This is a genomic window from Agrobacterium sp. GW821-FHT14E08 (assembly GCF_058803865.1).
In genome coordinates this window covers 748,186-760,688 of sequence record NZ_JBXAPJ010000003.1, presented here as the reverse complement: position 1 = coordinate 760,688, position 12,503 = coordinate 748,186, and the positions used below count along the sequence as shown (strand labels likewise).

10 protein-coding genes are annotated in these 12,503 nt (G+C 61.5%); 5 read left to right on the top strand and 5 right to left on the bottom strand.

What is annotated here, in order from left to right; all coding sequences use genetic code 11:
* The first annotated feature begins 7 nt into the window (after positions 1–7).
* Entirely contained in the window at positions 8–742 is a 735-nt protein-coding gene (locus AC1ROR_RS16140; RefSeq protein WP_035220762.1) for a FadR/GntR family transcriptional regulator, read from the top strand.
* Positions 743–785: 43 nt separating this feature from the next.
* On the opposite strand, the gene AC1ROR_RS16135 is transcribed toward AC1ROR_RS16140, so the two are convergent.
* A complete protein-coding gene (locus tag AC1ROR_RS16135; protein ID WP_498590016.1) occupies positions 786–2,057 on the bottom strand; it encodes a glycerate kinase type-2 family protein in 1,272 nt (423 codons plus the stop codon).
* A gap of 4 nt (positions 2,058–2,061) precedes the next feature.
* Entirely contained in the window at positions 2,062–2,415 is a 354-nt protein-coding gene (locus tag AC1ROR_RS16130; protein WP_020809459.1) for a DUF1304 domain-containing protein, read from the bottom strand.
* A 233-nt stretch (positions 2,416–2,648) separates the two neighbouring features.
* Between AC1ROR_RS16130 and AC1ROR_RS16125 the strand changes: the two genes are divergently transcribed.
* From AC1ROR_RS16125 to AC1ROR_RS16115, 3 genes are read left to right on the top strand one after another with little or no spacing between them, the layout of a single operon-like run.
* Positions 2,649–3,413: an ImuA family protein gene (locus AC1ROR_RS16125; protein ID WP_498590015.1), complete on the top strand. Its 765-nt coding sequence runs from the start codon at positions 2,649–2,651 to the stop codon at positions 3,411–3,413.
* A complete protein-coding gene (locus AC1ROR_RS16120) occupies positions 3,328–4,845 on the top strand; it encodes a Y-family DNA polymerase (protein WP_498590014.1) in 1,518 nt (505 codons plus the stop codon). Before AC1ROR_RS16125 ends, AC1ROR_RS16120 begins: the two co-directional genes overlap by 86 nt.
* Positions 4,842–8,120 carry an error-prone DNA polymerase gene (locus tag AC1ROR_RS16115; protein ID WP_498590013.1) on the top strand — a complete coding sequence of 1,093 codons (3,279 nt, stop codon included), beginning with the start codon at positions 4,842–4,844 and terminating at the stop codon, positions 8,118–8,120. The genes AC1ROR_RS16120 and AC1ROR_RS16115 overlap by 4 nt, the downstream gene beginning before the upstream one ends.
* A 14-nt stretch (positions 8,121–8,134) precedes the next feature.
* On the opposite strand, the gene AC1ROR_RS16110 is transcribed toward AC1ROR_RS16115, so the two are convergent.
* Positions 8,135–8,773 carry a class I SAM-dependent methyltransferase gene (locus tag AC1ROR_RS16110; RefSeq protein WP_498590012.1) on the bottom strand — a complete coding sequence of 213 codons (639 nt, stop codon included), beginning with the start codon at positions 8,771–8,773 and terminating at the stop codon, positions 8,135–8,137.
* Positions 8,774–8,831: 58 nt separating this feature from the next.
* Positions 8,832–9,770 (bottom strand): AraC family transcriptional regulator, encoded by a 939-nt coding sequence (locus tag AC1ROR_RS16105; RefSeq protein WP_498590011.1) that lies wholly within the window; start codon positions 9,768–9,770, stop codon positions 8,832–8,834.
* A 180-nt stretch (positions 9,771–9,950) separates the two neighbouring features.
* On the opposite strand from AC1ROR_RS16105, the gene AC1ROR_RS16100 reads away from it, so the two are divergent.
* The gene (locus tag AC1ROR_RS16100) at positions 9,951–11,168 is read left to right on the top strand and encodes an MFS transporter (RefSeq protein ID WP_216332637.1); all 1,218 of its coding nucleotides are present in this window, start codon (positions 9,951–9,953) and stop codon (positions 11,166–11,168) included.
* Between the two features lie 136 nt (positions 11,169–11,304).
* On the opposite strand, the gene AC1ROR_RS16095 is transcribed toward AC1ROR_RS16100, so the two are convergent.
* Positions 11,305–12,492 carry a Gfo/Idh/MocA family protein gene (locus tag AC1ROR_RS16095; RefSeq protein ID WP_498590010.1) on the bottom strand — a complete coding sequence of 396 codons (1,188 nt, stop codon included), beginning with the start codon at positions 12,490–12,492 and terminating at the stop codon, positions 11,305–11,307.
* Positions 12,493–12,503 lie beyond the last annotated feature (11 nt).

Genomic DNA, 12,503 nt, shown 5'->3' with positions numbered 1-12,503 from the left:
GGCTTGCTTGGGGCTGCTCGAAACAACGATAAGCGGACGAAAACGCCGGAACAGCCACGCCCATGTGGTCTCCGAACTCGGCAGCGCCATCGTTTCAGGCAGAATAGCGGAAGGTTCGCTCTTGCCCAATGATGCCGAACTGTCGCTGCGTTTCGGCGTTTCGCGCACCGTGCTGCGCGAAACCATGAAGACGCTGGCGGCCAAGCGGCTCGTCGAACCCAAGGCCAAGGTCGGCACCCGCGTTCTCGACCGTTCGAGCTGGAACTTCTTTGATCCCGACGTGCTGGGCTGGCGCTGCGAAGCCGGGATAGATGAGGAATTCGTCACGCATCTGGCGGAAATCCGCCTCGCGCTCGAACCGGCCGCGGCCGCCGCTGCGGCCCTGCAGGCCTCGAATGACGATATTGTTTCCCTTTACGTGATCGCCGCCAAATTCGACAATCCGAAACATACGCCGGAGACCATCGCCAAGGTCGATCTCGAATTTCACCTTGCCGTTGCACATATGTCCGGCAACCCCTTCATGCGTTCGGCAAGCGGGCTCATCGAAGCAGCACTGGCCATTTCTTTCCAGCTTTCATCCCCCGCAGCCTCGCCCGGCACCATCGCGGAGATTGCCTCCAATCACCTGCGCATCGTGCACGCCATTGCGGCACGGGATGCCGATGCCGCCGTGAAAGCCATGCGCCACGTGATTGAGGTCGGCAAGGACCGGACGCAGAAGGCGATCAAGGCGCCTTGAGGTCGCCGTACCGCCCTCTCCCCACAAGAGAGGTTTCCACCTCTCACCCGATCAGGATCGCCCTGATATCGTTTACATTCGTCAGTGTCGGCCCCGTCACGACAAGGTCTCCGGCTGCATTGAAAGCCGTGTAACTATCATGGCTCACAAGTGACTGGCGCGGATCGACGCCGGCATTGCGTATGCGGACAAGCGTATCCGGCGTCACCATCGCACCCGCCGCATCCTCCACGCCGTCTATGCCGTCGCTATCGCCGGCAATGGCCCATATGCCGTCTGCGCCCTTCAGCGTCAGCGCAAGGCTCAGCAGGAATTCCGTATTGCGACCACCCTTGCCGGCCGGGCCCTTGCCGATCGTCACTGTGGTTTCGCCGCCGGAAAGCAGTACAGCCGGGCCCTTGACCGGCAGGCCCTTGCGGCTGGCGGAAAGAGCGATACCGGCCATGACAGCGCCGACATCTTTTGACTCGCCTTCCAGCGAATCCCCGAGGATGAGCGGCGTAAGCCCGAGCTTTAAGGCCTCATCCGCGGCCGCCTGCAGGGCGAGCGAGGGGGCTGCGATCAGCCGGATATCCTCCTCAATATCGCCCGCTTTCGGTGTTTCCTCCCCCTTTTCCAGCACCCTGCGCACCGTTTCGGGAAGATCGAGCGCATAACGGGAGACGATTTCCCGCACGGTTTCAATATCGCTCGGATCTGCAACCGTCGGGCCGGAGGCGATTTCGGACGGGTCGTCACCCGGCACATCCGAAATCAGCAGCGAAACAACCTTGGCCGGCCTGGCGGCCAGCGCCAGCCGTCCGCCCTTGATGCGGGAGAGATGTTTGCGCACCGCGTTCATTTCGGAAATCGTCGCACCGCTGGCCAAAAGGGCACGATTGACGGCCATCTTGTCGGCAAGCGTCATGCCTTCGGCAGGTGCCACCATCAGCGCCGAACCGCCGCCGGAAATCAGCGCGATCACCATGTCGTCCGCCGTCAGCCCCTCAACGGCGGCAAGAATGCGTTTTGCCGCTTCCGCGCTTTTATCGTCGGGCACGGGGTGCGAGGCCTCAATGATCTCGATGCGTGTGGTCGGGGCGGCATGGCCGTAACGCGTCACCACTACACCGGAGAGATCGACATGCGGCCATGCCGCTTCAAGCGCGGCGGCCATGGCGGCCGAAGCTTTGCCGGCGCCCACCACCACACATCTGCCCTTGGGCGGGGAAGGAAGATGGTGTTGCAGCACCTTTGCGGGATCGGCGCTCGCGACGGCGGCCATGAATATGCGGTTGAGAGCGTCTCTTGCGGACGTGTCGTTCCATGCGCTCATCGGTTCATACTCCGATCCAGAGGAAGCCGAGCGCGAACAATGCCGGCAACGCCTGAATGAACAGGATCTTCATATTGGCTGTCATGGCGCCGAAAATACCGGCCACCAGAACGCAGGCGAGAAAGAACACCTTGAAACTCAGCCCTTCATCGCCCTGCATCAGCCCATAGATCAGCCCCGCCGCCAGAAACCCGTTATAAAGACCCTGATTGGCGGCCAGCACTTTCGTCTGCCGGGCAAAATCCGCAGAAAGGCCGAAGGCTTTGCGGCCAGCGGGCTTTTCCCAAAGCAGCATTTCCAGAATGACGATGTAGATGTGGATGGCCGCAACCACGGCAATCAGAATGCTGGCGATCATGGGCGGCTTTCCTCCAAAAACCTTGAGGTCCTGCCTCGGTCGCCTTCATGCGAAAACAGACGGCCGTCCGGACAATTCCGTTTTAGCGGCGGCACGCATGGCCGCAAGGCCATAATCCCGCTCCTCCCACGCAAACTGTTGAAGAGTGGCACTGCATTGCTTGACTCTTTGCTGAAATAAGAACAAAACAGGAACAATAGAATTGAAAATCCGGAATTGAAACCTGTCATGCCATGCAAAAGCGCGCGGAACAGTTGCTCGTCGTCGAAGAGCTGCGTGAAAGGCTGGAAAGGATCGGTAACGGGCCTCATCGCCTGCACGAGTCCTTGCCTTTCGGCGTGGATGCCATCGACCATCATCTGCCGGGAGCCGGGCTGAAGCTCGGTTGCCTGCATGAGGTGAGCGGCAGCGGCAATGGCGCTGCCGATGGCGCGGCGGCCGCCCTTTTTGCGGCCGGTGTGGCAGCAAGGCTTTCCGGCAAGGTTTTATGGTGTGTCACCCGCCGGGATCTGTTCATGCCGGGGCTGACGCAGGCGGGCCTGTCGCAGAACCGGGTCATCATCGTTGAATGCCGCGATGAAAAAGGCGTGCTCGACTGTTTCGAGGAAGGCCTTCGCTGCAACGGCTTCGGCGCGGTGATGGGTGAGGTGGCGAAACTGCCGATGAACGCCTCACGGCGGCTGCAACTGGCAGCGGAAACCTCCGGTGTGACCGGCATCGCCATCCGCCGTTTCCGTCGCGCCGCCGATGCGGCGCTGTTCGGCGAGCCGACGGCGGCGGTGACCCGCTGGCGCATCTCCGTCCGGCCCTCATCCCCCTTGCCGGTGCCGGGGGTGGGCAGACCGCGCTGGTTTCTGGAACTTTTGCGATGTCGCGGCGGCGAAAGTGCCGAATTTGAAGTGGAAGCCTGTGATGCAAAGGGTCGTCTCGCTCTACCTGCCGACATGGTCGACGGATCGTTTCCGGCGTCTTTCGGGCAAGGACGCGCCGCCGGTTGAAAAGCCGCTGGTCATGATCGGCCGCCAGGGCAGCCGCCGGCTGGTGCTGGCGCTCGACAAGGCGGCAAAGGCGGCGGGCATCCGGCCCAGCACGCCGGTCAGCAAAGCGCAGGCGCTGGTGCCGGGCCTTATCGTGGAAGATATGGATACGATTGGTGATGCCCGCGCGCTTCAGCAGCTGGCCTTTCATTTCCTGCGCATCTATGCCCCCATTGTCGCCGCCGACCCGCCGGACGGGCTGGTGCTGGACACGGCGGGGGCGGACCATCTGCACGGCAATGAGGCGCTGATGCTGAGCGGCATGGTCAACCGCCTGCATGCCGCAGGCTTTGCCGCCCGCGCCGCCATTGCCGATAGCTGGGGGGCGGCCCATGCGCTGGCGCGTTTCGGCCGTGAGGAAATCAGCATCGTGCCACCGGGCGGGCAGCGGGTGGCAATCAGCGTTTTGCCATTGGCCGCGCTCAGGCTGGAAGAGCGTATTGTTTCCGGGCTGAAGGTGCTCGGTTTCCGCAGCATCGGCGAGCTGGCCGATGCCCCGCGTGCGCCGCTGACCCTGCGTTTCGGCCCCGAACTCGTGCGCCGTCTTTCCCAGGCTTCCGGAGAGATCGGCGAACCCATTGAACCGGTGCGCGTGGCCGAGCTGGTGGAGGTGCGGCGCGCCTTTCCCGAACCCATTGCAGCGGCGGAAACGATTGCCCGTTATACGCAGAAGCTGGTTGCGGAGCTTTGTGTCGCGCTGGAAAAGCGTGGCCTTGGCGCCCGCCGTGTCGATCTGGTACTGCACCGGGTGGATAGCGGCCTGCAGGCGGTGCGGGCCGGCACCTCCAGACCGGTGCGCGATGTCAAACAGCTTGTCCGGCTTCTGACCGACCGTATCGACACCATCGATCCCGGTTTCGGCATCGAGATGATGGTGCTGACCGCCACCCATGCCGAACCGCTTGTTGCCGCGCAGGCCCGTTCCTCGCTTCTGGAGGAAGGCCGTGCGGACATCGCCGATACGGTCGATGTCATCCTCAATCGCGGCCACCGGGTCTATCGTTATGCGGCGGTGGCAAGCGATGTGCCGGAACGCTCCCTTGCCCCCGTTGCGGCGCTTGCGCCTGAGGATACGCTCGGCTGGCCCGGCCACTGGCCGCGTCCGGTCAGGCTTTTTTCAAGACCGGAACCCATCGAAACGCTGGCGCTGCTGCCCGACCATCCGCCGCGTTATTTCCTCTGGAAAGGCGTGCGCCATAATGTGCGGCGCGCCGACGGGCCGGAGCGGGTGTTCGGCGAATGGTGGAAACGCGACCGGGAAAAGGCCGCCGTACGCGATTATTTCATGGTGGAAAACGAAGGCGGCGAGCGCTTCTGGATTTTCCGCTCCGGTGACGGCGAACATGCGGAAACGGGCTCGCAGGGCTGGTTCATCCACGGGGTTTTCGCATGAATACGCCGCTTTATGCCGAACTGCAGGTGACCACGCATTTCTCCTTCCTGCGCGGCGCAAGCTCCTGTGAGGAGCTGTTCGAACAGGCGAAAAATCTCGGCATCCAGACGCTGGGCATCGTGGATCGCAACAGCCTTGCGGGCATTCCCCGCGCTTATGAAGCCGCCAATAATCATGGCATCCGCCTCGTCATCGGCTGCCGGCTTGATCTGGATGATGATATCTCCGTGCTTGCCTATCCCATGGATCGCCCGGCCTACGGACGGCTGTGCCGGCTGCTTTCCGTCGGCAAGAAAAGGGGTGGCAAGGGCAAATGCCGGCTGACATGGGATGACCTCGTCGCCTATGGCGAAGGCCTGATCGTGGTGCTGCTCGCTGACCTCGCGGATGATCTTTGCGCACTGCGGCTGCGACGTCTCAAAGCTGCCTTTGCCGACAGGGCCTATATGGCGCTCAGCCTCCGAAGACGCCCCAACGACCAGATGCGGCTTTTCGAACTGTCGACTATGGCGGAAGCGGCTGGTGTGCCGACCGTGGTGACCAATGACGTGCTGTTTCATGTGCCCGAGCGGCGCATGCTGCAGGATGTCGTCACCTGCATCAGGCACAATTGCACCATCGACGAGGCGGGTTTTCGGCGCGAACGCCATGCCGACCGCTATATGAAGCCGCCGCAGGAAATGCACCGGCTGTTTGCCCGCTACCCCGAGGCGCTGGCCCGCAGTCTTGAAATTGCGAAACGCTGCACCTTTTCGCTGAAAGAACTGGTCTATCAATATCCAGAGGAGCGCACCCTGCCGGGGCTGACAGCGCAGCAGGCGTTGGAAAAACTGGTCTGGGAGGCGGTGCCGGGGCGGTATCCGCATGGTTTGCCGGAGAAGGTGGAAAAGGCGTTGCATCATGAGCTGGCGGTTGTCGGCAGGCTGCAATATGCCTCCTATTTCCTGACCGTGAATGCCATTGTCCGTTATGCGCGCTCAAAAGATATTCTATGCCAGGGACGTGGTTCGGCCGCCAATTCGGTTATCTGTTTTGTGCTCGGCATCACCGCCATCGATCCTGCCCTCTTCAGCAATCTCGTCTTCGAACGTTTCGTTTCCGAAAACCGGGGCGAGCCGCCGGATATCGACGTGGATTTTGAACATCAGCGGCGCGAGGAGGTCATCCAGTGGGTCTATGACACTTACGGCCGTGACAAGGCAGCGCTCTGCTCCGTTGTTACCCGTTATCGCGGGCGTGGGGCGCTGCGCGATGTCGGCAAGGTTCTGGGCCTGCCGGAAGATCTGACGAAGCTTTTGTCCTCGCAGGTCTGGCGCTGGAGCGAGGGGGTGGGCGAAAAGCAGGTGAAGGAGCTGAACCTCAATATGGAGGATCGCCGCCTGAAGCTTGCCTTCGAACTGGCCAACCAGCTTGTGGGCACACCGCGCCATCACAGCCAGCATCCGGGCGGCTTTGTTCTGACCCATGACCGGCTGGACGAACTGGTGCCGATCGAACCCGCCGCCATGGACGACCGCCAGATCATCGAATGGGACAAGGATGATATCGATGTCGTGAAGTTCATGAAGATGGATTGCCTGGCGCTTGGCATGCTCTCCTGCATGAAGCGCGGCTTCGACATGCTGGAGGCACGCACGGGAGAGAAATACGATCTCGCCGCCATGCCGCCGGATGACAAACCCACCTATGCCATGATCCAGAAGGCCGATACGCTCGGCACGTTCCAGATTGAAAGCCGGGCGCAGATGTCGATGCTGCCGCGCCTGAGGCCGAAGGAGTTTTACGACCTCGTCATTCAGGTCGCCATCGTTCGCCCCGGCCCCATTCAGGGGGATATGGTGCATCCCTATCTACGCCGCCGACAGGGAAAGGAGCCGGTTCATTTTCCGAAAAAAGAACTTGAAAGCGTCTTGGGAAAGACGATGGGTGTTCCGCTGTTTCAGGAGCAGGCGATGCGGATCGCCATGGATTGCGCCGGCTTCACCGCAGATGAGGCTGACCAGCTGCGCCGCGCCATGGCGACTTTCAAGAATGTCGGCACCATTTCCAAATTCAGGGAAAAGCTCGTCACGGGCATGGTGGAGCGCGGTTATGAAAAAGAATTCGCCGAACGTATCTTCAAACAGCTCGAAGGTTTCGGCAGCTATGGTTTTCCCGAAAGCCACGCGGCATCCTTCGCGCTGATCGCCTATGCCTCCTCATGGCTGAAGTGCCATCATCCCGATATTTTCTGCACGGCGCTTCTCAATTCGCAACCCATGGGCTTTTATGCCCCGGCCCAGATCGTGCGCGATGCGCGCGATCATGGTGTGGAGGTGCGCCCGGTCTGCGTTAATAACAGCCGCTTCGACTGCACGCTGGAACCGACCGGCAAGACGGACACCAATGGCAAAGAACGTTATGCCGTGCGGCTCGGCATGCGTCTGGTGAAGGGACTTTCCAACAAACACGCTGCCGATATCGTCGCCGGCCGGCAGGACCGGGCATTTGCCTCGGTGGATGATCTCTGGCGAAGGGCCGGCGTTCCTGCCGCTGCCCTCGTCTGCCTTGCGGAAGCGGATGCCTTTCTGCCGTCGCTTTCGCTTGCCAGACGCGAGGCGCTCTGGGCCATCAAGGCTTTGCGGGATGAGCCGCTGCCGCTTTTTGCCGCCGCCGCCAGCCGGGAAAATGCTGTCGTGGACGAGCTTCAGGAACCGGCCGTCGCGCTCAGGCCCATGACGGATGGCGGCGAGGTGGTGCAGGATTACGGTCATGTGGGGCTCACCCTGCGCGAACATCCCATGACCTTCCTGCGGCGCGATCTTTCCCGCCGCCGCATCGTTACCTGCGCGGAGGCGGTGCGTGTGCGTGACGGCACATGGCTGGAAACGGCGGGTCTGGTGCTGGTGCGCCAGCGCCCCGGCTCGGCCAAGGGCGTGATATTCATGACGCTGGAGGACGAGACGGGCATTGCCAATGCGGTGCTGTGGGTCAAGACCTTCGAAAAATACCGGCGCGTGGTGCTGTCCGCCGGCATGGTCGGCATTTACGGCAAGATCCAGCGGGAGGGCGAGGTGGTGCATCTGGTCGCCCACCGGCTGACCGATCTGTCAGAGGCTCTGGCAAGCGTGGGCGAACGCAACCACGCATTCCCCCTGCCGCATGGGCGTGGCGATGAGTTCCACCACGGCATGCCGCCGGAAGATCATCGCACTATTAAGAAACGCCCGCCGCCTACAGTCGATGATGAAGATGATGTGGAGCGGATAAAGGTCATTTCCCGCAATTTTCATTGAAAAGGCGGTTCAGATTATCTTTTACGCGCCACGATATAAGGCCGCTTGTCATTGCCCTTTGTCGCGTGGAATTCCGTGGCCAGAATGTCGAAGCCTCCGGCTGTTATATGCCGGCTCAACTCGGTGGCGGTGAAGATGCCGGCATAGGGGGCCTTGCCGATTGCGCGCATGGCCGGCAACACAAGGCGGATAAACGGATTCATATCCCCGACGCAGGGTGTCTTGGTGATGAACAGCCCCTGCGGGGCAAGCAGGGAATGTATGTGCTGTAATGCACCGGGCAGGTCACGGACTAGATGAAGATAATTGAAACCCAGAACCGCGTTAAACTGCGCGGGGTGAGGCACAAGCGTTTCCACGGTCGCAATGCTGAAAACGAGGTTGGTGAGAGAGCCGGCGGCGTGTTTTCTTTCCTGCGCAATCGCAATCATGTCCCTGGAAATATCCGTCGCAAGATAGTCTTTGACACCGCCTGCCAGCCGGATTGCCGTTGTCCCGGTGCCGCAGCCCAGTTCCAATATACTGTCTTCCGGCCTCAGCAGGCCGCGGGTTCGCTCCAGCGTGCGCTCATATCCCGCTTCATCCGCAATCCTGCCCCCGGCATATTTCCGCGCTGTCCGGTTCCAGAAACGGGCGTCGTCGGCAATGCTCATGGTGGTTGCTCCCCGGACGGCGTCTCACGCAATATCTTATCCGGCTTGTTTGAAGCTTTTAAGCCGCATCCTCCAGCCCTGCCGTGTCCTTCCTGCGGAACTGGCTGGGTGGTGCGCCGATCACGCGTTTGAAAGCGCGGCTGAACGAGGCTTCGGAATCGTAGCCGAGTTTTTCCGCCGCCAGCGTCACACGCATGCCTTCGCGCAGCCATAGCCGCGCCTGATGCATGCGAATGCGCACCACATAACGCGCCGGGCTCTCCCCCACCACGCGGGTGAAGCGTTCCGCAAAACTGGACCGGGATGCGCCCATCAAGGAGGCAAGCTCTTCCACGCTCCAGTCCTTTTCGGGGGTGAGGTGGATGGCGGCCAGCACCCGCCCAAGTTCGGGATTGCGCACGGCGGCAAGCCAGCCGCTGGAGTCGCCGCAGCCATGTTCCACCCATGTGCGGATCAGGGTCGCCGTCAGGACATCGGCAAGCCGTGCCAGAATGCCCCCGGCCCCAACACGGTTCAGTTCCACCTCACGCGCCATGGCTTCCAGGAGATGCGGAATGGCCGGATCGCTTTTGGCGAGATCGCTGGTCAGCATCACATCCGGCATCAGCTGCAACAGCGGATGCAGATTATCCATGTTGAAACGCATCGAGGCCGTGAACGCCACCGTGTCGCCGCCGGCGCTGGCGCATTGCATGTCGAAAATGCCCTGGCACACTTCCTTTTTGCCGAAGCGATCGAACAGGGCGGGCGTCACACCCTCGCCGCTGCCCAGCACATGGGCGTGGCCGCGGGGCAGAAGCACCGCATCGCCACATGTCAGCGTCAGCCACTCCCCGGAAGGTTTCTGCAATTTGGCCTGTCCCACGCCAATGAAATGAAACCGCGCCGCCTCCTGTTGGGGAAAGGCCGTCGCCCAGGGCGTAGCCATGCGGCAGCGGCCATATTCAACGCCGTCAAGCCTGAGACCTCGCAGCATTTCCGTCAGGGCATCGTTCATGACATCTCACAAATTCGGACGTTTGGTTAAGGAATAAGGATTTTCTAGCATGGAAACGCCGGCCTGTCACGCATAGCCTACGACCATCGATTTGCAGGCGATGGACCGGCCTCCCCCGGCCTCGTCGTTTCGCCATTCCGTTTCAGAGCGTATTCCCGCAATGCGCGTCAGGAGATTTTCATGAATAGCCGGACAATCAACGAACTTGAATATACGCCGCGCAAGACAGAGCCGGATGCGAAATGGGCCGCCGTGGTTTCCCTTTCACTCGGCGTCTTCGGGCTGGTGACGGCGGAATTTCTGCCGGTCAGCCTTCTGACGCCGCTATCGGCCGATCTTTCCATCAGTTCCGGCATTGCCGGCCAATCCATCACCGTCACCGCGCTGGTTGCAGCGGTGGCTGGTCCCGGCGTCGTCATCGGCACACGCAGCATCGACCGCCGCTGGACCCTGCTTGGACTTACCACACTGCTGATCATTTCAAGCACGCTTGCCGCCTTTGCCAACGGTCTTTTCATGCTGTTTGCATCACGCGTTCTGCTCGGCATCGGCCTTGGCGGTTTCTGGGCCATGTCGGCGGCGCTGGCGCTGAGGCTTGTTCCGCTGGATAAGATGCCACGCGCCATGGCCATCATTCTGACAGGTGTTTCGGTTGCCACCGTCTGCGCCGCACCGGTGGGCGCGTGGATAGGGGCAACGCTTGGCTGGCGTGCGGCCTTCGTCGTTGCCGGCGTGCTTGGCGTCATTGCACTTCTCGTGCAATTGCTCACCGTTCCGTCCCTGCCGCCAGCCGGTGCGCCCGGTCTTGCCACCATGTTCCGGTTGCTACAGCGCCCGCAGGTCAGGATCGGCCTTCTGACGACGCTGTTCATCGTCGCAGGTCACTTTGCCGGCTTCACCTATGTCCGCCCGTTCCTCGAAGATGTGCCGCACCTTGGCGTCGAAGCGATCTCGCTGGTCCTGCTGGTTTACGGTATCGGTGGCTTCTTCGGTAATCTCTTCGGCGGTTTCCTCGCCGAGAAAAACACGGCATGGGCGGTGACGTTCGCCGCCACCCTGATCGCCGCATCCGCCTCTGTTCTGGTGATTGCCGGCGCATCGCCCCTTGTCGCCGGTCTCGCCATCGCCTCCTGGGGCTTCGCTTTCGGCGCACTTCCGGTCAGTGTGCAGAGCTTCATCACGAGGGTTGCTTCAGACGAGGCCGAAAGCGCCGGCGCCCTGCTGCTCACCACCTTCCAGATCGCCATCTCCAGCGGAGCGGTTCTGGGCGGCCTGCTGATCGACCTTCAGGGCGCAACCATGGTCTTCGTCTTCGTGGCCATAGCGGCACTCCTCGGCGCATCGCTCATGGCATCCCGCCGTGGCGTGGTGCCGCAGGTCGAAGCCTCGCAAATATAAGATGCTGGTTGAAGAAAAGGACCCGCACCGGTGCGGGTCCTTTGATTGATAAGCCACTGCTCAGCGCCGGAGCCCCGAGAGGCTCGCAGCGCATTTTCAATCCGGACCGGGCATGGCGATCATACGCGATCCCATTTCACAATTTCACCCAGCCACCGTTCTTCTTGCCGGATTCGATACACGCCGTAACAAAGGCAACACCTTTGACGCCGTCATCGATGGTTGGATAGGTAACGGCCTTGTCCAGCGCAGAACCTGTGCGGCGGGCCTCGATGGCATGGGCCGCTTCCGTATATATGGTCGCGAAGGCCTCGAGATAACCTTCCGGATGGCCGGACGGGATGCGGGTGACGCGTGCCGCCGCGGCCCCAGCGCCTGCGCCGCCACGGGTGATGAGCTGCTTCGGCTCGCCGAGCTTCGTGAACCACAGATAGTTCGGATCGGCCTGCGTCCATTCGATGCCAGCCTTGTCGCCGTAAATGCGGATTTTCAGCCCGTTCTCGTGGCCAACGGCCACCTGACTGCACCACAAAAGCCCCTTGGCCGCCTGCTTGCCATCCTTCGGCTTGAAGCGCAGCATCACATGGGCATTGTCATCCAGCCGTCGGCCTTCGACAAAAGTGTGCACATCCGCCGCCAGCTCATCGGCTTCCAGACCGGAAATGAAGCAGCCGAGATTATAGGCATGGGTGCCGATATCGCCGGTGGAACCGCCGACGCCCGACTGGGCCGGATCGGTGCGCCAGACGGCCTGTTTCGCGCCGGTCTGTTCCACCGCTTCCGTCAGCCAGTCCTGCGGATATTCCATCTGCACCAGACGGATACTGCCAAGTTCACCGGCCTCCACCAGTTCCCGCGCATGCCGCACCATCGGATAGCCGGTATAATTATGCGTGAGGACAAACAGGGCATCGGCCTTGTCAGCAACCTGCTTCAGCTTTTTGGCATCTTCCAGATTGGAGGTCAGCGGCTTGTCGCAGATGACATGGATGCCGCGTTCCAGAAACGCCTTGGCGGCCGGATAATGCACATGGTTGGGGGTGACGATCGCCACCGCCTCGATACCGTCTTCGCGAAGGGCCTCTTTTTCGGCCATTTCCTCGAAGGACCCGTAGCAACGCTCAGGATCGAGCCCGAGTTCGCGGCCGGAGGCAATGGATTTTTCCGGCGTCGAGGACAGGGCACCCGCCACGAGATCGAAGCGATTGTCGAGCCGCGCGGCCATGCGGTGAACGCCACCGATAAATGCGCCCGAACCACCGCCCACCATGCCAAGGCGAATCCGCTTGTTCGCCTTGTCGGTTGTCTTTCCTTCAATAGCCATAATATCTCCCC

Coding starts and splice junctions, on each gene's coding strand:
- AC1ROR_RS16095 (WP_498590010.1), bottom strand. CDS start 12,492: ATGGCTATTGAAGGAAAGACAACCGACAAGGCGAACAAGCGGATTCGC.
- AC1ROR_RS16135 (WP_498590016.1), bottom strand. CDS start 2,057: ATGAGCGCATGGAACGACACGTCCGCAAGAGACGCTCTCAACCGCATA.
- AC1ROR_RS16125 (WP_498590015.1), top strand. CDS start 2,649: ATGCAAAAGCGCGCGGAACAGTTGCTCGTCGTCGAAGAGCTGCGTGAA.
- AC1ROR_RS16115 (WP_498590013.1), top strand. CDS start 4,842: ATGAATACGCCGCTTTATGCCGAACTGCAGGTGACCACGCATTTCTCC.
- AC1ROR_RS16130 (WP_020809459.1), bottom strand. CDS start 2,415: ATGATCGCCAGCATTCTGATTGCCGTGGTTGCGGCCATCCACATCTAC.
- AC1ROR_RS16110 (WP_498590012.1), bottom strand. CDS start 8,773: ATGAGCATTGCCGACGACGCCCGTTTCTGGAACCGGACAGCGCGGAAA.
- AC1ROR_RS16100 (WP_216332637.1), top strand. CDS start 9,951: ATGAATAGCCGGACAATCAACGAACTTGAATATACGCCGCGCAAGACA.
- AC1ROR_RS16105 (WP_498590011.1), bottom strand. CDS start 9,770: ATGAACGATGCCCTGACGGAAATGCTGCGAGGTCTCAGGCTTGACGGC.
- AC1ROR_RS16120 (WP_498590014.1), top strand. CDS start 3,328: ATGCAAAGGGTCGTCTCGCTCTACCTGCCGACATGGTCGACGGATCGT.